Origin of the sequence: Halomonas sp. SCS19 (assembly GCF_040147015.1) — a bacterium.
Lineage (GTDB): Bacteria > Pseudomonadota > Gammaproteobacteria > Pseudomonadales > Halomonadaceae > Halomonas > Halomonas litopenaei.
The window spans coordinates 3,483,675-3,503,172 of record NZ_JAMSHN010000001.1 but is presented as its reverse complement, the minus strand read 5'-3'; the positions used below and the strand labels follow the sequence as shown (position 1 = coordinate 3,503,172).

19 protein-coding genes and 1 pseudogene are annotated in these 19,498 nt (G+C 64.6%); 12 read left to right on the top strand and 8 right to left on the bottom strand.

The genetic code is table 11. The annotated features are described in order from the left end of the window. Window positions 1-421: 421 nt before the first annotated feature. Window positions 422-952, top strand: coding sequence for a hypothetical protein (locus NFH97_RS15155; RefSeq protein ID WP_349625075.1), 531 nt, complete (start codon window positions 422-424; stop codon window positions 950-952). Window positions 953-1,049: 97 nt separating this feature from the next. Here the strand turns inward: NFH97_RS15155 and fadA are convergent, their stop codons facing one another. Then, entirely contained in the window at window positions 1,050-2,228 is a 1,179-nt protein-coding gene (fadA, locus tag NFH97_RS15150; RefSeq protein WP_045992964.1) for an acetyl-CoA C-acyltransferase FadA, read from the bottom strand. A 23-nt stretch (window positions 2,229-2,251) separates the two neighbouring features. Continuing rightward, window positions 2,252-4,411, bottom strand: coding sequence for a fatty acid oxidation complex subunit alpha FadB (gene fadB, locus NFH97_RS15145; RefSeq protein WP_222517149.1), 2,160 nt, complete (start codon window positions 4,409-4,411; stop codon window positions 2,252-2,254). A 232-nt stretch (window positions 4,412-4,643) separates the two neighbouring features. Here fadB and NFH97_RS15140 point away from each other — a divergent pair, with 232 nt between their 5' ends. Continuing rightward, the gene (locus NFH97_RS15140) at window positions 4,644-6,035 is read left to right on the top strand and encodes a DUF5924 family protein (protein WP_124804201.1); all 1,392 of its coding nucleotides are present in this window, start codon (window positions 4,644-4,646) and stop codon (window positions 6,033-6,035) included. A gap of 148 nt (window positions 6,036-6,183) precedes the next feature. Beyond that, window positions 6,184-6,630 carry a transcriptional regulator SlyA gene (slyA, locus tag NFH97_RS15135; RefSeq protein WP_045992966.1) on the top strand — a complete coding sequence of 149 codons (447 nt, stop codon included), beginning with the start codon at window positions 6,184-6,186 and terminating at the stop codon, window positions 6,628-6,630. Window positions 6,631-6,775: 145 nt separating this feature from the next. On the opposite strand, the gene NFH97_RS15130 is transcribed toward slyA, so the two are convergent. Next, window positions 6,776-7,306: a hypothetical protein gene (locus NFH97_RS15130; protein ID WP_045992967.1), complete on the bottom strand. Its 531-nt coding sequence runs from the start codon at window positions 7,304-7,306 to the stop codon at window positions 6,776-6,778. A gap of 111 nt (window positions 7,307-7,417) precedes the next feature. Between NFH97_RS15130 and NFH97_RS15125 the strand changes: the two genes are divergently transcribed. After that, on the top strand, window positions 7,418-7,864 hold the full coding sequence (locus NFH97_RS15125; protein ID WP_045992968.1) for a universal stress protein: 447 nt from the start codon (window positions 7,418-7,420) through the stop codon (window positions 7,862-7,864). Between the two features lie 178 nt (window positions 7,865-8,042). Here NFH97_RS15125 and NFH97_RS15120 read toward each other — a convergent pair whose 3' ends face one another. After that, complete coding sequence (locus tag NFH97_RS15120) at window positions 8,043-9,986, bottom strand: ATP-binding cassette domain-containing protein (RefSeq protein WP_349625074.1); 1,944 nt, start codon at window positions 9,984-9,986, stop codon at window positions 8,043-8,045. Window positions 9,987-10,186: 200 nt separating this feature from the next. On the opposite strand from NFH97_RS15120, the gene NFH97_RS15115 reads away from it, so the two are divergent. The 3 genes from NFH97_RS15115 (at window position 10,187) to NFH97_RS15105 (ending at window position 12,839) form a co-directional block, all read left to right on the top strand. Beyond that, window positions 10,187-11,056, top strand: a complete 870-nt coding sequence (locus tag NFH97_RS15115) for a TatD family hydrolase (protein WP_349625073.1) — start codon at window positions 10,187-10,189, stop codon at window positions 11,054-11,056. A 1-nt stretch (window position 11,057) separates the two neighbouring features. Beyond that, window positions 11,058-11,537: a hypothetical protein gene (locus NFH97_RS15110; protein ID WP_108133207.1), complete on the top strand. Its 480-nt coding sequence runs from the start codon at window positions 11,058-11,060 to the stop codon at window positions 11,535-11,537. Between the two features lie 315 nt (window positions 11,538-11,852). After that, a complete protein-coding gene (locus NFH97_RS15105; RefSeq protein ID WP_287165379.1) occupies window positions 11,853-12,839 on the top strand; it encodes an MBL fold metallo-hydrolase in 987 nt (328 codons plus the stop codon). A 9-nt stretch (window positions 12,840-12,848) separates the two neighbouring features. Here NFH97_RS15105 and NFH97_RS15100 read toward each other — a convergent pair whose 3' ends face one another. Beyond that, the gene (locus NFH97_RS15100; protein ID WP_045992972.1) at window positions 12,849-13,403 is read right to left on the bottom strand and encodes an elongation factor P hydroxylase; all 555 of its coding nucleotides are present in this window, start codon (window positions 13,401-13,403) and stop codon (window positions 12,849-12,851) included. 449 nt (window positions 13,404-13,852) lie between these two features. Between NFH97_RS15100 and NFH97_RS15095 the strand changes: the two genes are divergently transcribed. The 4 genes and pseudogenes from NFH97_RS15095 (at window position 13,853) to NFH97_RS15085 (ending at window position 17,178) form a co-directional block, all read left to right on the top strand. Further along, window positions 13,853-15,292, top strand: a complete 1,440-nt coding sequence (locus tag NFH97_RS15095) for an MATE family efflux transporter (protein WP_287849243.1) — start codon at window positions 13,853-13,855, stop codon at window positions 15,290-15,292. Window positions 15,293-15,294: 2 nt separating this feature from the next. After that, window positions 15,295-16,236: pseudogene (locus tag NFH97_RS15090) on the top strand (DUF3080 family protein); the annotation flags it as partial. Beyond that, window positions 16,139-16,366, top strand: coding sequence for a prepilin-type N-terminal cleavage/methylation domain-containing protein (locus tag NFH97_RS21230; RefSeq protein ID WP_446718525.1), 228 nt, complete (start codon window positions 16,139-16,141; stop codon window positions 16,364-16,366). The pseudogene NFH97_RS15090 and the gene NFH97_RS21230, both read left to right, overlap by 98 nt. A 98-nt stretch (window positions 16,367-16,464) precedes the next feature. Continuing rightward, window positions 16,465-17,178 carry a hypothetical protein gene (locus tag NFH97_RS15085; RefSeq protein ID WP_045992975.1) on the top strand — a complete coding sequence of 238 codons (714 nt, stop codon included), beginning with the start codon at window positions 16,465-16,467 and terminating at the stop codon, window positions 17,176-17,178. An 87-nt stretch (window positions 17,179-17,265) separates the two neighbouring features. Here NFH97_RS15085 and tusA read toward each other — a convergent pair whose 3' ends face one another. After that, window positions 17,266-17,520 carry a sulfurtransferase TusA gene (gene tusA, locus NFH97_RS15080; RefSeq protein WP_045992976.1) on the bottom strand — a complete coding sequence of 85 codons (255 nt, stop codon included), beginning with the start codon at window positions 17,518-17,520 and terminating at the stop codon, window positions 17,266-17,268. A gap of 26 nt (window positions 17,521-17,546) precedes the next feature. On the opposite strand from tusA, the gene NFH97_RS15075 reads away from it, so the two are divergent. After that, window positions 17,547-17,834, top strand: coding sequence for an antibiotic biosynthesis monooxygenase family protein (locus NFH97_RS15075; protein ID WP_045992977.1), 288 nt, complete (start codon window positions 17,547-17,549; stop codon window positions 17,832-17,834). Between the two features lie 31 nt (window positions 17,835-17,865). Here NFH97_RS15075 and rlmM read toward each other — a convergent pair whose 3' ends face one another. Both rlmM and NFH97_RS15065 read right to left on the bottom strand, forming a co-directional pair. Beyond that, window positions 17,866-18,939 (bottom strand): 23S rRNA (cytidine(2498)-2'-O)-methyltransferase RlmM, encoded by a 1,074-nt coding sequence (gene rlmM, locus NFH97_RS15070; RefSeq protein WP_045992978.1) that lies wholly within the window; start codon window positions 18,937-18,939, stop codon window positions 17,866-17,868. Further along, on the bottom strand, window positions 18,929-19,366 hold the full coding sequence (locus NFH97_RS15065; protein ID WP_108449027.1) for a DUF2721 domain-containing protein: 438 nt from the start codon (window positions 19,364-19,366) through the stop codon (window positions 18,929-18,931). The genes rlmM and NFH97_RS15065 overlap by 11 nt, the downstream gene beginning before the upstream one ends. Between the last annotated feature and the right edge of the window lie 132 nt (window positions 19,367-19,498).

Here is a 19,498-nt window from a genome sequence, read left to right as displayed (position 1 = left end):
TAGCGTGTATCACCACCCAGAGCCGAGAAGCCCCGCTACCGAGCCGCCGTCTGGTCAGCGCCTTGGCGCTATGCTCTGCCGGAGGAGACGTTCGAATAGGCCTGACGTCGCGATCGACTCGCCGCCCCCTTGCTTGCCGCAGCGAACGGAAATGTCGCCAAGACCTCACAACTATGCACCATCACATCGCCAATGGCGTATTAGATAGGTCGCATAAAGCCTCGACATTGCCAGGCCACGGTCCCTCTGGAGACACTCTCACCAACGTACAGATGGGCCTTTGGCAAGATGCCTGATGTCGCCCGGACTGTGCGTCACTCACTCGATACTCGTCCGTTCAAGGGATGCCGTAAATCACGGCGAGGTCGGGGTCTACAGGGAAGTACAACGGCTCCGACCAACGGAGCCACAGGAGATGCGCATGGATGCACAGCAGACGCTGGAGGACCTACCGATCGAATTCGAAGGTCCCTCCTACACCGGTGATACTGTCTTTGGCTATCTGATCATTGCGGTGTCGCTGATTGTCTTGATCATCGCTGTTCTCATCATCATGTTCGGCCCCGAGTACGTCAGCGTATCGATCGCCCACGGCCCCACCTTCACCCAGTTCTGGCAGCTCTACCCGGGCCCCATCGCTACCGTCGCGGGGATCGTGACGCAGCTTGGCTGGATGTTGGTCAAAAAGCAGGATGAGGTATTGTCAGAGGAGGTCTGGGATCGTGTACGCCGGCTCCTCCCGGCCTCCGCCGAGATGCCTGAGGGCCATCGGTTCGTGTTGACTCACCTCGCCGGACATCGCTACAGGGTGGAATTCGAGGAAGTGGTCGAACCATCGGACCAGCAGAACCCGCCGGACAACGTCGATCAGATCGTGCCACTGGGACGAGGAGGCGCCATGGTGCGCATCTGCCACGATCAGATGATGGCCACGGCAGCATCCAGCGGTTGAATGACTTGCGCGTGTACACTGCACTCTCGCAACAACGCCGGCACTGTCAGACAGTGCCGGCGTTTTCCGCTCTGCTCCGCCCGAAGGCGGCAAGAGTTCAGTCGAGGCGTTCGAACACGGTCGCCACGCCCTGCCCCATGCCGATACACATGGTGGCAAGACCCAGGCGGGTGTCCTGGCGCCGCATCACGTTCAGCAGGCTGTTGCTGATACGGGTGCCGGAGCAGCCCAGCGGGTGACCCAGGGCGATGGCGCCGCCGTGCAGGTTGACCTTCTCGTCCATCACGTCGAGCAGCCCCAGGTCCTTGAGTACCGGCAGCGCCTGGGCGGCAAAGGCTTCGTTGAGCTCCACCGTGTCGATGTCATCGATGCTCAGTCCCGCCGCCTTGAGCGCCTTCTGGGACGCCGGTACCGGGCCATAGCCCATGATCGAGGCGTCGCAGCCGGACACTCCGGTGGACAGCACCCGGGCAATCGGCGAAAGACCAAGGGCCTGGGCGCGTTCGTAGCTCATCACCAGCATGCCACTGGCGCCCACCGACAGTGCCGAGGAGGTGCCGGCGGTGACGGTGCCGCCACGCGGATCGAACACCGGCTTGAGGCCCGCCATGCTGTCCAGGCTGGCCTCGGGACGAATCACCTCGTCACGCTTGACCAGAATCCGGCGACCGTCGGCGTCATGGCCTTCCACACCGATGATCTCGCGGTCAAAGGCGCCGCTCTGCTGGGCCTCGTAGGCACGCTGATGGGAGCGTACGCCGAAGCTGTCCTGCTGCTCGCGGGAAATGCTGTGCAGCTTGCCCAGCAATTCGGCGGTCATGCCCATCATCATCGCTGCCTTGGCGGCGTGCTTGCTGGCGCTGGGGTTGACGTCGATGCCGTGGGTCAGCGGGATGTGCTCCATATGCTCGACGCCACCGACCAGGTAGACGTCACCCATGCCGGCCTTGATGTTGGCGGTGGCGATGTGCAGTGCGCTCATCGACGAGCCGCACAGGCGGTTGACCGTCTGGGCCGGCACGCTGCGCGGCATGGCGGTCATGATCTGGGCGTTGCGTGCGACGTTGAAGCCCTGCTCCAGGGTCTGGTTGACGCAGCCCCAGATGACGTCATCCACTTCGCCGGGATCAACGGCGGCGTTGCGCTCGAGCAACGCATTCATCACCGCCGCCGACAGGTTCTCGGCACGCACGTGGCGGAAGCCACCGTTCTTGGCCTTGGCCATGGCGGTACGGGCACCATCGACCACCACCACATCTCTCGGGTTCAAGCTCATCTGTCTTCTCCTGTCTGGTGGGGTCACTTGGCGTCGGCGTAGAAGGTCTTGCCACTGTTGGCCATCTCACGCAGGCCATCGGTGGGCGCATAAAGCGGCCCGAGCTCCTCGGCCAGGCTGTCGGCCAGGGCGACGAATTCGGCCACGCCCATGGCATCGATATAGCGCAGCGCACCACCTCGGAAGGGAGGGAAGCCAATGCCGTAGATCAGCGCCATGTCGGCCTCGGCCGGGGTGCCGACGATGTCATCTTCGAGACAGCGCACGGTCTCCATGCACAGCGGCACCATCATCCGCGCGATGATATCCTCGTCGGAGAATTCGCGGTTCTCGCTGACCACCTGCTTGACCAGCTCGATGGCGGCCTCGTCGCTGACCTTCCTGGGCTTGCCCTTGCGATCCTCTTCGTAGGCGTAGAAGCCCTTGGCGTTCTTCTGCCCCAGGCGATCGTTGTCGAACATCACCTGAATGGCGGTCTTGGCGTCACGCGCCATGCGGTCGGGGAAGCCTTCGGCCATCACCTCGTTGGCGTGCACCGCGGTATCCATGCCGACCACGTCGAGCAGATAGGCCGGGCCCATCGGCCAGCCGAACTTCTCCATCACCTTGTCGACGCGCTGGTAGTCGGCACCCTTCTCGACCAGCAGGCTGAAACCGCCGAAATAGGGGAACAGCACGCGATTGACCAGGAAGCCCGGGCAGTCGTTGACCACGATCGGCGTCTTGCCCATGGCCTTGGCGTAGGCCACGGTGGCGGCCACGGCTGCGTCGCTGGTCTTCTCGCCACGGATGACCTCGACCAGCGGCATGCGGTGCACCGGGTTGAAGAAGTGCATGCCGCAGAAGTTCTCGGGACGCTTCAGGTTCTCGGCCAGCCGGGTGATCGAGATGGTCGAGGTGTTGGACGCCAGGATGGTGTTATCGCCTACCTGCTGCTCGACCTCGCTGAGCACCGCACCCTTGACCTTGGGGTTCTCGACCACCGCTTCGACCACCAGGTCGACATTGTCGAAATCACCGTAGGACAGCGTCGGACGAATGTTGGCGAGCTTCTCGGCCACGCCTTCGACGGACAGCTTGCCGCGGGAGGCCTGCTTGCCGAACAGCTTGCGCGCCTCCTTGAGGCCCAGCTCGATGGCGTCTTCCTTGATGTCCTTCATCAGGATCGGGGTGCCCTTGGAGGCGCTCTGGTAGGCGATTCCGCCGCCCATGATGCCGGCACCGAGCACCGCCGCCTGGCGCACCGGTTGCGCCTTGCTGGCGTACTTGCCGCCCTTCTTCTTGACCACCTGGTCGTTGAGGAACAGCCCGACCAGGTTGTAGCAGACGTCGGTCTTGGCCATCTTGCAGAAGGCCTTGGCCTCGATCGCCTGTGCCCGCGCACGACCTTCACCGGCGCCCTTCTGGATCACCTTGATCGCTTCCACCGGCGCCGGATAGTGCGGCCCGGCCTTGCCGGCGACATATCCCTTGGAGGTCTCGAACACCATCATCTGCTCGACCGGATTGAGGTTCAGCGCGCTGTTCTTTTCCTCGCGCCGGGCCTTGAAATCGAGTTCGCCGGCGTTGGCTCGCGCCAGCATGTCGAGCGCCGCTGCCTCGAGGTCATCGGCGGGCACCACCGCATCCACGGCGCCGACCTTGAGGCAGGCGTCGGCACGGTTCTCGGTGCCGCCGGCGATCCACTCGATGGCGTTGTCGGCGCCGATCACCCTGGGCAGACGCACGCAGCCGCCCCAGCCGGGGACAATACCGAGCTTGGTCTCGGGCAGGCCGATCTTGGCGTCAGGCGTCATCACGCGGAAGTCGGTGGACAGCACCACCTCACAGCCGCCACCGAGGGCCAGGCCGTTGATCGCGCTGACCGTCGGGAAGGGCAGGTCCTCGAGGCCATTGAAGATGCCGTGGACCTGCTCGAGCATGCCCTGGATCTCCGCCTCGTCCTTGCCGAACATGGCGTGAAACTCGGTGATGTCGGCACCGACGATGAAGGCGTCCTTGGCGCTTTTCAGCATCAGGCCCTTGACGCCGCTCTCGCCGCGTACCGCGTCCAGCGCTTCGCCCAGCTCCTTGATCACCGCGCCAGAGAGCTTGTTGACCGATTCATCCTTCAAGTCGAAGGTCAGAGTGGCGATATCTTCGCCATTGCGAGCCACCGAAATGGCATTGCCTTGATAGATCATCCACGCATCTCCACTGAAGTCATGCCGTGTCATCCGGAAAGGGCCCGACAATCGATGGGCCAGGCGACATTCATACGCCCGTTTGATTTCGCCAGCTTGGTGCAAAGATTCACTTCCGTCAACCCCTACCAATACCTTAGAGGGCTTGCGAGGCGTTGAAGCATGCAGCGGCGCTTCACCAGCGTTTAAGCATACTGATAGCATGCCCCTCCCAGCCGCCGCGGACCACGCCATGCCCTCCTCGCCCCCTCAGCGCACCACCCTCAACGCGACGCAGCGATTCATCGAGACCTGGGTAGCGCGTCTGCGGCCCTGGCACTGGCTGTGGCCACCGCTGGCCTTTGCTGCCGGCGTCGCCAGCTTCTTTCTGGTCGAGCGCCAGCAGTGGCTCGGCGTGCTGCTGGCCGGGGGCATGCTGCTGGCCTGGACCCTGCTGCTGTCGGAGAGCCTGATCGGACGCCTGATGGTGCGGCGCGGCTATCCTGCCCTACCCCGTGGCGTCACCACCTTCATCGCCCAGATGATCCACCAGGAGACGCTGTTCTTCGCCTTGCCCTTTCTGGTCGCCACCACGGTGTGGAGCAGCGGTCAGGCGCTGTTCACCCTGTTCATGCTTGGCATGGCGGTGCTGTCCATCGTTGATCCGCTCTACTACCGACTGGCCGAACGCAAGCGCTGGCTCTACTTCGTGTTCCACGCCCAGTGCGTGTTCCTGGTGGTGCTGGTGACCCTGCCGCTGGTACTGCACCTGAGTACCGGTCAGAGCATGCTGGCGGCCGCCGTGGCCATGGTGGTATTCAGCCTGCCGAGTCTGTTGCATCTGCTGCGCCCCATGAGTCCCGCCCGCTGGCTGGCGATGTTCGCGCTGCTGCCGTTATTGGCCGGGGTCGCCTGGCTGGGCCGGGTGTGGGTGCCGCCGGCGACCCTGTGGCTGTCCGGCAGCGCCCTGTCGCCGGCCTTCGACGAGGCCGCACGCACGCCGCAGGGCTCCATGGCGCTGACACCGGAGGCGCTGTCGTCCCGAGGGCTCTATGCCTACACCGCAATCCATGCGCCACGCGGCTTGAAGGAAGAGGTGGTACACGAGTGGCGCCACGAGGGAGAACTCGTCGACCGCATCGCGCTGAATATCTACGGCGGACGCGCCGAGGGCTATCGCGCCTGGACCCGCAAGCAGAACTTTCCCGAGGCCAGCAGCGGCAGCTGGCGCATCGATGTGATGACCGCCGGCGGCCAACGTATCGGCGTACTGCGCTTCGAGGTTGCCGAAGACCCTGGGGCGGCGACCACCGCCGACGCCAGCATCGATACCCAGGCGGGCATTCCCGGCCTCAGGCTGCGCTGGTTGACCGCCCGTCCCGAGGGACAGCAGGAGACACCGGACATGGCATCCGACAAGGCACGCCAGCAAGAGCCGCCGAATCACGAGGAGCCAGCCCCTGCTGAAGAGGATGCGGGTGAGCCGAAAGATGACACGGGACAAAGCGGCGAGACGAGGGAGAGCGATTCGGCAGGCGAGCAGCCGGCTGAACAGAAAGGTGATCGCGAGGGCAAGGAGGAGCAAGCGTCGCAAGCAGACGATGAAGGGGAACACGACAACGGTGAGACAGGGCGTGAGTCGTGAGTCGCGAACAAGCGACAGCCAGGGAGCGGCTGTACCCCCGAAGAGTGAAGAATAGGCGCAGTTTCGAAGCAAAGGAGGGAGTTGGCTTGCATTACCGCCGCTGCGTTCGGACAATCAAATCATTTGCAGCCTTGCGATCTTGATCACTATGAACGAGAACATCGGATTTCAACTGTCTCGGGCACCACGCATCTGGCGTGCGGTGCTCGATCAGCGCCTCGCACCGTTGGGACTGACCCAGACGCGGTGGGTGACGCTCTATCACCTGTGGCGCATGCCGGACGGGCAGCCCCAGTGCGACCTGGCGCGGGCCATCGGCGTCGAGGCGCCGTCGCTGGTCAGGACGCTGGATCAGCTTTGCGAGCAGGGCCTGGTCGAGCGCTGTCCGTGTGACCAGGATCGCCGCACCAAACGCGTGCACCTGACCAAGCAGGCGACGCCTCTGCTCGAGAAGATCGATGCCATCGTGCAACAGGCCAGGGAAGAGATGCTCAAGGGGCTGGACGAGCAGGAACAGGAAAGACTCAGCGACATGCTCAGCCGCATCGAGGCCAACGGTCAGGCCTTGCTGACGCCGGATGATTGCCAGCGCTGACACCTGAGCTCGAAGAGCCCAGCAAGAGCCTCGCCGAGATCGCCTTCAAAGCCCGCCCTGACACCTGGGCCGGATACCCAGCATGCCGCAGCCCTGTTCGATCCTGGGTGGTCGATCGCCATCGTCCAAGTTAGAGCCGCCAATATCAGGGCGGCGAGTTCGGCAAATTGGCGGCGGGACGATCCGGACGTCCCTGCAGGGCGTCGCGTAGCGCCGTCGCAGGCGCCGCCAGGCTGCCGAAGGCGTCGGCCTCCAGCGACTCTTCCCACCACAGCGTCAAGGCCTTGTCGCTGGATTCGACCACGCAGGCGTCCTCGGGCAACTGGGTCAGCAGACGCGACAGTCGCGCATTGATCACCGATGGCAACGGCTCCAGCGGCTGAATCCGCCAGCGCCAGCCATTGTCGTAGTCGAACGACTTGAGCGCCTCGCTGGCACGTTCTGTGCGTACCAGCACAAAACGTGGGCCAGGCCGCTGGCTCGGATAGACCCAGCGATAGGCCGCCATCTTGTCGGTCTCGCCGTGCAGCGGTGGCGTCTCCAGCTTGACGCTGGCCCCCGCCTCGATCGCCACCTGGCGCAGCGACCCCTGACGACGCTCTCGGGCGGTGGGGCGCAGCCACATGGCCGGGGCAAAGACCATTCCTACCACCCCCAGGATCAGCAGCCACAACATACGGTTTCCTCAGAAAAATCGTTGATCATCAGCATTGTTTTGACGGGACTGGCGGCCTAGAGTGGAAGCACAGACCTTTTCTCAACCGACCGCCGCTGGAGGCGTAGTCCCGTGAGCAATGAATATCGTCATGTGCTGGTGGCCGTGGACCTCACCAAGGACTCCCACAAGATCCTCGAACGCGCCCTGCAGATCGCCGATCGCAACCACGCGAAGCTGTCGATCATGCATACGCTGGAGCCCCTCGGCTTTGCCTACGGGGGCGACATCCCCATGGACCTGACTAGCATCCAGGACCAGTTGGACGACCATGCCAAGCAGCGCCTGGCCGAGATCGCCGATGCCCACGTGGCGCGCGACGACCAGCACGTGGTCGTCGGCATGCCCGATACCGAGATCCATCGCTTCGCCGATGAGCACGACGTCGACCTGATTGTGGTCGGCTCCCACGGCCGTCATGGCTTCGCCCTGCTGCTCGGCTCCACCTCCACCGGCGTGCTCCATGGTGCTCAGTGCGACGTACTGGCCGTGCGCGTCGGCAAGGAAAGCGAAGAGTAACCCCAGCGGTTGACCGGATCGCACCTCGCGGCAACCGCATCGCGCCCGCTGCCCCGTTCATTCCCGGGAGCTTGCCCTCGCCCGTCCACCCAAGCGGTGGACGGGCGAGGCTCCTTTCGCAAGGCGCCTATCGAGCGACTCCTCGGTACCACGCAAAGGGGCCAGAGCGCGTCCGGGTCTACTCGCCGGCGGCCATGGCCTCGAGTTCCATCCAGCGCTCCATGACCGCGTCGAGGCGTTCCTGAGTCTCCTGCAGCAACGCCAGACGCTCGGTGACCACACCAGATGGCTGCTGGTAGAAGTCGGGCTTGCCCGCCTCCGCCTCGAGCTCGGCCACCTCAGACTCCAGCCGCTCGATCTCCGCCGGAAGGCCATCGAGCTCGCGCTGCAGCTTGTAGGATAGCTTGACCGGCTTGGCCTTGGCTGGCGCTGCGGCCGTGTCCACCGTATCCGTCTTGCTGGATGCCGGCGCCGGTGCCGCGTCATCCGCGGTCGGCTCCACCCGCTGGCGCGCCGCACCCTCCCAGGGCGCCGGCGGCAACTTGCCGCCCTGGCGGACCCAGTCGCTGTAGCCACCGACGTACTCGCGTACCTGCCCCCTGCCTTCGAAGGCCAGCACGCTGGTCACCACGTTGTCCATGAAGGCGCGGTCGTGTGATACCAGCAACAGGGTGCCGTCGAAGTTGAGCAACAATTCCTCGAGCAGCTCCAGTGTCTCGACGTCCAGGTCATTGGTCGGCTCATCGAGCACCAGCACGTTGGCCGGCTGGGTGAACAGCTTGGCCAGCAGCAGGCGGTTGGACTCGCCCCCGGACAGTGCCTTGACCGGCTGACGCGCACGCTCCGGCGAGAACAGAAAGTCCTGCAGGTAGCTCATCACGTGGCGGTCCTTGCCACCCACCGTGACCCGATCGCTGCCCTGGGCCACGTTGTCGTAGACGGTGCGCTCAGGCTCAAGCCCGGCCCGGAGCTGGTCGAAGTAGGCGACCTGAAGCTTTGTCCCCAGCCGCACCGTGCCTTCGCTCGGCTCGAGTTCGCCCAGCAGGATCTTCAACAGGGTGGTCTTGCCGGCGCCATTGCGCCCGATCAGGCCGATACGATCCCCACGCTGAATCTCGATATTCAGGTCACGGATGACCGTCGCGTCCTCGAAGTGCTGGGTGACGTGAGACAGCTCCACCACCCGCTTGCCGCTGCGTTCGCCGGTATCTACCGTCAGCGAAGCATTGCCCTGGCGCTCGCGCCGCTGGCTGCGTTCGCGGCGCAACTGCTCGAGCGCCCTCACCCGTCCTTCGTTGCGCGTACGCCGGGCCTTGATCCCCTGACGAATCCAGGCTTCTTCCTGGGCCAGTTTCTTGTCGAACTCGGCGTTCTCCCGGGCCTCGACCTCAAGCTCGTGCTGCTTCTGGGCCTGGTAGGTGGCGTAGTCACCGGGATAGCGCCCGAGCTTGCCACGATCCAGCTCGAGGATGCCGGTAGCCAGACGCGACAGAAAGGCGCGGTCGTGGGTGATGAACAGCACCGCGCCGGCAAAGGCGGCAAGCTGTTCCTCGAGCCAGGCGATGGTGTCCAGGTCCAGGTGGTTGGTCGGCTCATCGAGCAGCAGCAGATCAGGTTCGGCGACCAGCGCCCGAGCCAGCGCCACCCGCCGGCGCCAGCCGCCCGACAGCGACGACATCTCGGCGTCTTCGGGCAGCCCCAGGCGGGTCAGCACCACATCGATCCGCTGGTGGAACGACCAGCCGTCGATGGCCTCCAGCCGCGTCTGCAGCGTCGCCATGCGGTTCATGTCCGGATCCTCGGACTGCACCAGATGGTGATACTCGGACAGCAGATCGCCGGCCTCGGGCAGGCCCTGGGCCACCACATCAAAGATGGTCTCGCCGCTGGCCTCCGGCAGGTCCTGCTCGAGCACCCCGATCTTGAGCCCTGGGGCGCGCCAGATGGTGCCGCTGTCGGCCTGATTCTCGCCCGCCACCAGTCTCAGCAGCGTGGACTTGCCGGTGCCATTGCGGCCCACCAGCGCCAGCCGCTCTCCCCGCTCGAGCACCAGGTCGGCACCGTCGAGCAACACATGGTGGCCATAGGCCAGTTGCAACTGCTCCAATCGTAGCAGGATCACGCTTCACCTCTTCGCTTGATCATCGCGACAGTGTACCTCATGCCCCCCTCCTGCTGGCATGACCGATCCCACCTGAGAGTCAAAATCAGAGACCACGCGATCAGCGACACGGCCACCTCGAGCACCGCACCACGTGGTTGTGCCGCCGACACACAGGTACAATGCGCCTCCATCGATATAGCCGCCCCAAGGAGACCGCGTTGTCCGTCCCAGACAAGCCAGCCCCAGACGAGACGCTGCCGAACCCGCTGCCGGAGCCGCTGCGCTTTCACTCGCCTGCCCCTCTGGTCGACATCGGCGCCAACCTGACCCACGAGAGCTTTACCCACGATATCGATGCCACCCTCGCCCGTGCCCGCGCGGCCGGCGTCGAGACGCTGATTCTCACCGGTACCGATCGTGAGCATGCCGAACAGGCGGTGGCCCTGTGCCAGGCCCACGAAGGCCTTTACGCCACCGCCGGCATTCACCCGCACCAGGCCAGCGAATGGGGTCCGGAGCTCGAAGCCGCCATGGCCGAGCTACACCAAAAGCCCCAAGTGGTCGCGGTGGGAGAATGTGGCCTCGACTTCAATCGCAACTTCTCGACCCCGGCCGAACAGGAACGCGCCTTCGAGGCGCAACTCGCCCTGGCTGCCGAGTCGGGGCTGCCATTGTTCCTGCACGAGCGCGACGCCGGTGCCCGAATGCGTGACATCCTCGGCGACTGGCGAGATGATATTTCACGGGCGGTGATACATTGCTTCACCGCGGATCGCGAGACGCTCCACGGCTACCTGGATCTTGACCTGCACATTGGCCTGACCGGCTGGATCTGCGACGAGCGCAGGGGCCATCATCTACGTGATCTGGTAGGCGACATCGCCGCCAATCGACTGATGGTGGAGACCGACTGTCCCTACCTGTTGCCGCGTAATCTGCCGGCCAAGCTCAAGGGCCGCCGCCACGAGCCGGCGCTGCTGCCCTGGATCGTGCGAGAGATCGCCCACTGGCGCGGCGAAAGCGAAGCTGAGCTTGCCGCCAGCAGCACCGCGACGGCCCGCGCCTTCTTCGATATCAAGGAGTCCTGACATGGGCGACATGCCTGCCTTTATCGCCGTGGAGACCGGCGGCGACGGCGATCTGCCCCTGGCCATCGCCTGGAGCCTCGACGATGGCCGCATCAAGCACACCCTGATCCAGCCCGACGAGGACTGGCTCGATGCCGAGACGGTGTCCCTCGGCGACTACAGCCGCGAGGAGCTGGCCAGCATCGGCGTGAGTCCGCTGGACGTGATTCGTGAACTGGAAACCGATCACTTCAATGCCACCCTGCTGACCGCCGGCGTATTCGACGACGAGGCGGCCATCTCACGGCTGTTCGACACCTACGGTCTCGACCCCTTCGTCGAGCTGGCCCCGGCAGAATCCCTCTATCCCGACCTGGATCCTGGCGAGTGGGCGCGCGCCCGCAACGAGCTGTTTGCCGAACTGGGCCTCGAGCCCATGCGTCCGGAGCAGGAGGTAGAGGTAATGTTGCATCTGCACAAGCGACTCAGCGACAGCGACTGAGACCGCAAACGAAATGCGACCGCTGACGGTGCGACTCGGGCCGTCAGTCCTACCAGCAGTCCTCCCGTCAGCCCTCCCATAGCTCCATCCCCTGTTACCAGGGCTTCAGGCGTTCTCGCGAACTATCGCTTGGTCACGAAGCAGTACCGCCCCTCCCGGCGCGAAGCAAAGCAGCGGCTGGCGTCACCCCCGCGTGGTGGTCGCGGTATACCTTGGTCGACTGGTCTCCTCCCTCCTCTCGGGCCAGGCTTGTTCTTCCCAACAAATCGAACTTAAGTACGCCATCCGAACAATAAGCTTCGAGAGAGTGACCCCATGCCCATTACTACGAACATTGCCACGTCTTTTGCCCAGCCCCGGCGTCTTGCCGGACCCCGACCTGCCCCCCGCGCCATCGCCACCTTTCTGGCTCTGGCCAGCGCAGCCCTTTTCAGCGCAACCCTGTCTACCTCCGCCCAGGCCGACACCAGTATCGTGATGCTGGGCACCGGCACCCCGGTACCCGACGGAGAGCGGGCCGGTTCGGGGGTCGCGGTCATCCATGATGGCGAGGCCTATCTCTTCGATGTTGGCCCCGGCGTCGTCGAGCGCGCCAGCCAGGCCCAGGAGCGAATGGGCATCGAAGCGCTCGCCCCGGTGAACATCGAGCGGCTGTTTCTGACCCACCTCCACAGCGACCATGTACTGGATTACCCGGAACTGCTCGGCACCTACTGGTGGCGCCGCGAACAGCCCATCTCGGTGGTCGGCCCGGTGGGTACCGAGGCCATGAGCCAAGGGGTCTACACCATGCTGGCCGAGGACACCAATACGCGCCTGGCCGACAAGAGCCCTGTCACCAATCCAGCGGCGGCCAGGGCCCTGGTGACCGAAATCGAGAAGGAGGGGCTGGTCCACGAGTCACCCGGCATCAGCATCCACGCCTTCGGAGTAACTCATGGAGACTGGGAGCAGGCCTACGGCTACAAGGTCGTCACCGATGACCTGACCCTGGTGATCTCGGGCGACACGTCGCTTTCCGAGGAAGTGCGTCGCCAGGCAAGCGGCGCAGACGTACTGATCCACGAGGTGATCAGCCGTCAGGGGTGGGAACAACTGTCACCGCAGTGGCAGGCCTACCATCAATACGCCCACACGCTGAGCGATGAACTGGCAGAGTTGGCCCGGGAAGCGCGTCCCGGCACCCTGGTGCTGACCCATGTTCTGCACTACTCGGCCCCGCGGGAGAGCGTGCTTGACGAGGTTCGCGCCGACTATGATGGCAGGGTGCTGCTACCCGATGATCTTGACGTCATCGAGTGACCGACACCATCAGGCGATGGCAGGCTCGAGCTGCTCTCGTCCGAGCTCGATCGCCTCGCTCAACGCCAGCCCTTGCCGATAGAAGCCGCGCAGCGCCGCTTCGAAGGCTGCCGCACGGCGCGGCAGTCCTTCGTCACGGTAACGGCGGGCACGCTCGGCCACCCGTCGGGCGAAGCCTTCACGATCGACCTCCACCTCGCCGAGGTTGTCGACGCTGACGTGAAAGGTCAGCCCGGCCGCCTCGCTGAAGATGCGCTCCAGCGCCTGGGGCGCCACCTCGACCTTCTCGAAGGCCTGCTGCTGCATCTCGCTGCGACCGTCAGGCTCGTACCAGTAGCCGTAGTCTTCCAGTAGTCGCCGACGCGGCCCGGCGATACACCAGTGGCTGACCTCGTGCAGTACGCTGGCAAAAAAGCCCCGCGCAAAGATCACCCGATGCCAGGGCACCTGTTCGTCGGCGGGCAGATACAGGGGCTCATCACCGCCACGCACCAGACGGGTATTGCAGGGGCCCAGAAACAGCCCATCGAACAGTTCGATCACGTCTTCCAGGCGGTGCTCCACAAGGGCTCCTTCAGTTCGGGCGTTTGTCAAAAGCGGCGGCAGGCTGTTCCCGCGCGCCACTACCGAGCGATGTTGGCGAGGGCGCTTGCCAAGGGCGCCTGCCGACAACGATTGCCGAACCCGCCTGGCGAGAACAGTGGCCGATGCCGATTGGCGCGAGCCGGCAAGGATACCAAGGCTTGGCGCACAGCCAAACTCTCGAAGCATTCGATTCTGGCGACATCGCTGGTTTGATTGACCAGACACCGATGACGGCGCTCGGCCTTCGCACTCTGGCACCAGGGCCTGCGGCGCCAAGATGGTGCATCGCTGGTACACTCTCACGGTACCCCGTGTCCCGAGTCGGCGCTTGCCCGGCGATCACCTCTTGGCCGTCTGTCCCGACAGCGGCCCGCTGACTCAAGGCACCAGGGCAAGAAGCCCGTATTCTTTGCATGGAGCCCACCAACGTGCGTCCTTTCCCCACCGGCCTCGGCGCCACCAGCCGCCGCGAGAGCTGGCCCTTGATCCGTCTGGCATTGCCCATCTGTGGTGCCCAACTGGCCCAGGCCGGCATGAGCGTCGTCGATATCATGATGACTGGCCGCCAGAGCGCCACCGACCTCGCCGCGGTCTCCGTCGGTGCAAGTCTGTGGATGCCCTTGATGCTGTTCATGACCGGAACCCTGATGGGGCTGACGCCGATCGTCGCCCAGCTGCTGGGGGGCGGGCGCCAGGCGGGCATTCGCCCCAACGTGCACCAGGCGCTGTGGGTGGGCCTGGTACTGGGGCTGGTCTCGGCGCTGTTGCTGCGCCTGGCGGTGGCGCCGGTATTCGCCTGGATGGAAGTGCCGCCGGAAGTGGCAGAACGCGCGCGTGACTATGTTGGCGCAGTGGCCTTCGGAATGCCCGGCGTCGCTATCTTTCTGGCACTGCGAGCGTTCTCCGACGGGGTCAATCATACCCGGCCGGCGTTGTGGATCAGCCTGATCGGGCTGGCCGTGAATATTCCCAGCAACTATGTGCTGATCTACGGTGGCGACGGTTTTACTCGCCTACTGGGCGACGCCACCCCCGGCTGGTTGGCCGACCTGCCGGCACTGGGCGCCTATGGCTGCGGCATCGCCACCGCCATCGCCATGTGGGTGATGACCCTGGCGATGGTCCGTTACACCCAGAAGAGCCGCGCCTATGGCAGTATCGAACTGTGGCACTCGCCCACCCGTCCGAATCCCCGGATGATCGCCGAACTGCTCTACGTGGGCGTTCCCATCGGTGTGGCGATCTTTGTCGAGGTCACCCTGTTCACCCTGATCGCGCTGTTTATCGCAAGCCTCGGCGAGATCGTGGTGGCCGCTCACCAGGTGGCGCTCAACTACACCTCGGTACTGTTCATGCTGCCGCTGTCACTGGGTATGGCCTTGACGGTGCGGGTCGGCAACACCCTCGGCGGTGGCGACCCTCGGCTGGCGCGACTGGTGGCCTGGAACGGCATCCTGATCGCGCTGTTGGTGGCGCTGTTCAACAGCCTGCTGCTGTGGCTGACGGCGGAGACCATCGTCGGGCTCTACACCCATAACGTCGAGGTCCAGACACTGACCCTGTCGCTGGTGGGGCTGGCGATGCTCTATCAGGTATCGGATTCCCTGCAGGTGGCCCTCGCCGGCGCCCTGCGCGGCTACAAGGATACCCGGGTGATCATGTTCATCACCCTGCTGGCGTACTGGCTGGTCGGCCTCGGCGGCGGCCACCTGCTGGGACGCTACGGGGTTGGCGACTGGATCGAACCGATGGGGGTACACGGCTACTGGATCGGGCTGATCGCGGGGCTGACCGTCGCCGCGCTGCTGCTCGGTGAGCGCTTCCGGCGCAAGGCCCGAAGCGTTGCCAGGCGCGCGGAGGACGGCTGAGCATGAACGGCTTTCGTCCTGGCCGGTGGCGGCTGCTGCTCACCTCCTGCCTGTCGCTGCTGGTGGGCTGTGGCGACTCGGCGCTGGAACGTGATCTGCTGGCCTATCAACAGCGGCTAGCCAAGGCACTCGACCAGCCACCACCGGAGCCCGCGCCGGTGGCAAACATCGGCGACTTCCCCGAACGCCGTCAGTTGACGCTCGAGATCCCGCCGATCAGGGAAGGCATGCTCGACGTCTTTGCCCTGCGCGGCTGCCATATCGCCAACCTGGTCGCCGAGCGCAACAACCAGCTTGGCAAGACCGCCGCCCCCAGCCAGCGCTGGCTCTACGAGCTGCGTCTGTGGCGCCGCCTCAGCGCCTGCTGGAACGCCGAGGCCGCCGACGCCCTGGCCGAGGGTGACCGCCAGCGCCTGGCTCGCCTGACCGACATCAAGACACGCCAGCTACCGCTGGCCAGCTACAACGCCCTGGTCTCCTCCGAGGAGTGGACCGGCAGCTTCTCGCGGGCAAGCTCTCCCCTGCCTCTCGACGAACTCTCGGCGGTCGACGAGCAGCTTGCGGCGCTTGGCTATCTGAACGAAGCGGTCATCCACCAGTTCGACCGCCAGTGGACGCCAGAGTCCGGGCCACTGGAACAGGCGCTTGCCACCCTGCGGGATCGTCCACTGAGTGCCGAGCTGATGCGCGCCCTGATGCTGGCAAGCCAACGCCTCGAGGAAGCCAGTCGACTGCTAGAGCGCGCCCTCGCCTCCCGCCATGGCTCAGACAACGACCGGACCGGCGCTGATGCGGCATGTTCACAGACGACGACGCTGCCCGAGGAAGGCGACACCCTAGCGTCACTTGAGCGCCTCGAGACGCAGGCGCTACGCTGGTTCGCAGGCATGGACCGACTGCTGGACGCCCATGTGGCGGGCAGCCAGGCCTTTCAGGACTACCGCCGGCAATGGCTCGAGCTCGAAGCCGAAACCACGCCACTGGCAAGTTTCGTGCGCGTACGAGACGATCACCTGTGGTTGCGTCAGCAATGGCGTCAACGCTGTGATACCCACGAGGACTTACGCTAGTTGATGAGTCTGTGCTATTGATGAGAACAGGGACGTAGAGCGCAGCGTCCGGCCCCGGGCCGAGATGCGATGCCGTAAGCAAGCAGCCGCTGGAGGGAGATCATGGGCATTCCACTGTCACCCCGCCCCGCTCGGGTCATCGACCTGGAGAGCATGCGCCAACGCCAACTGGCCCGCAGACGCCTGGTTCGCCTGGCCCCGGAGCTCGATGGACTGGAGATGGTGTACCGACTCGACGCGCACCCGGATACCCTGTACGGCATGCCGATACTGGCCTGGGGGATGCGTGAGAACGGCGATATTGTCGGGCTGGTCCCGTGGATGGAGTCGCTGACGCCATGCGAGCAGCTCGACGATCCGGACCACGGTCACTTCGTCGGCTACCGTGATCCGGAAACCGAGGAGCTGTTCGACCAGCCCCCGGAACACAAGGAAATGGAACTGGCCCACGCGGCGGCCTACTTCGAATACGAGGATACCCGCGAAACCACCCTGATCCAGAGCCTGCCGGATCATCAGGGTACCCACGCCCTGTGCATGGACGAGGAAGGCGCGCCCTGGCAGCTCAAGCAGGTCTTCGGCTGGCGCCTGTACAGCGATGGCACCATCGAGTCCCTGCTGGCCGACGAGAACCTGATCGAAACCGTCCCGGTACTGCCCGGCGACGCCTGCCTCTACCCGGGCCACAGCCGACACCGGGTGGTGTACTTCTTCCAGCGCCAGATCGCCAATCGTATTCGCCAGGAAGACCCGGCGACGCTGGAAGCTCTGGCCATGATGGTCATGCCTGACGACGATGAGGAAGCCGCGCCATAACGTAAGAAGGAGCGTCGGAAGGAGCGTCAGGATCAGCGTCATCACCAGGGAGGGGGCTCAAGCGTTGAGTCCCCTCCCTCGGCAATCTTATCCCAGCCGGATAAAGTAGAAGTGCGAGCCATCTTCAAGACTGCGATGCTCCACCAGCTCGTGCCCGAGAAACTGGCAGAACTTGGGCACATCTCGGGTGGTCGCCGGATCTGTCGCCGTGACCTTGAGCACCTGGCCAGGACTCATGTCCCGCACCGCGTTGTGCATCATCATGATCGGTTCAGGGCAGAACAGACCGCTGGTATCCAGTTCCTTGTCGCTTGCGGGCAGCGCATCGGAAGAATCCACCATCAATACCTCGGAGTTGGAGTGAAAGCATGATCAAGATCATCATCGAGCGCCGCATCATGCCGGGCCTGGAAGAAGAATACGAGCAGGCCGCACGAGAGGCCATGCGCCAGTCGCTGGGCGCCGATGGCTTCTTCGGCGGCGAGAGCCTGGTCGAACAAGGACGCTCCGACCGCCGTCTGATGATCACCAAGTGGCGCGATCTGCGCGCCTGGAAGGCATGGTACAACAGCGAGGCCCGAGAAAGAGTGATGCAGCACGTCCAGCCGCTGCTGACCGAGGCAGAGAACGTCCGGATCTTCGAACCGGCCTACTGACCCACGCCCATCTGCTGCCCGTGTCGCCGCCTCAATCGAGGCGAACGTGCACGGTGACCTCTTCCCTGTCGTGATAGAGGTGACGACAGCGTATTTCGGCCCGAACCCCGGCCTCCTGCAAGCGTGACGCGAGGCCGGAAAGACACAGCGATACCTCCTCCCAGCGCTTCTTCATCGGCAGCTTCAAGTTGAACACCGCCTCGCGACACCAGCGCTGCAACAGCCAACGCTCCATCATGGTGATGACGCGCGAGGGCTTGTCGACGATGTCGCAGACCAGCCAGTCCAGGCGCATCGGCGGCTCCCACACGAAGCCATCCTCACGCAGATGCTCGACCATGCCGCTGGCCATCAGGGCCTTGTCCATGGGGCCATTGTCGATGGCGTAGACCTGCATCCCCCGCTGCACCAGCTGCCAGGTCCAGCCCCCCGGGGCAGCACCAAGATCCGCCGCCTGCATGCCCTCCCCGAGCCGCTCGTCCCACTCGTCACGCGGCACGAATTCATGCCAGGCCTCCTCGAGCTTCAAGGTCGATCGGCTTGGCGCAGCGTGGGGGAAGCGCAGACGTCGAATGCCGCCGGGGAATTCACTGCGATTGCCGGGAAAGCTCATCGCCAGCTGGACCCGGTCACCGTCACGCCAGACCAGGTGCAGCCGTCGTCCTCCCGCCTTGCGCCGCAAGGCACCACGCTTCTTGAGCTGGGAGTTGAGCGGGCGTTCCAACGCCTTCAACAGGCTACTCAGCGCCTTGGCCTCGTTGGTATCCGGGGTCTCCTGCCAGATCGACTCGAAGCTCCAGCCACAGGCCTTGAGCTGCTCGAAGATGGGCGAGAGTCGATCGTCCCGGGACAGCGAGAGCTCCGGCAGGGCCAGCAACGACTGACGGGCAAATACCAGCTCGTCGAGACGCAGGCGACGATGCAAGTCATTGGCCGGGTGCTCGCCGTCCATGCTGACCCTGACCAGCCCCTCCTCCATCAGGGGCTCGACGCTGGCGCCCTCGCCTTCGGCCAGGAACTCAGCGTGCAGGCGGTCCGTAAGCTCGGCGGCCAGGTCCGGCTCGAACCCCGGGCGACAGAATAGAAGGATTTGATCAGGCGTCATGGGTAAAGGTTCTCTTTCTCCAGTCGAGTCCGGCGCGTCCCTCGGCGGTCAGTTCGATATCCTTCAACTGAACGTTCAGGGCGTTGGTGGAGATCACCACCTCCCACAGCGAAAACACCAGGGATATCGACAGCGATGCCAGGCTGATGCCGAACAGCAGCATACCCAGCGGCGTCCATGACAGGAACAGCGCAAACATCGACAGGGTACACAGCAGAAAAGCGAAAACCCCAGCGATCTGCATTCGCTTGGTCAGCGAGATGCGCCGTCGCAGTAGTCGGATCTGGGTGACGTGATCCTCTTCCCCCTCCTTTACCTGCTCCGCCAGCTTGCGGATCAGTCCGGCCAGGGTCAGGAAGCGATTGGTATAGGCCAGCAACAGCAATGAAATGGCGGGAAACAGCAGGGCCGGCGTGGTCAAGTTCACGGGGGCACTCCAGAGGATCGACGAAAGTCGATCATGGTAGCAGTCACGGCGCCTGTCGACGAGTCGCGCGGCCCTTCCCCCAGCCTCGAAGGTCAGCTTGACGCACCGGGTGCGACACACCCGGCACGCTGA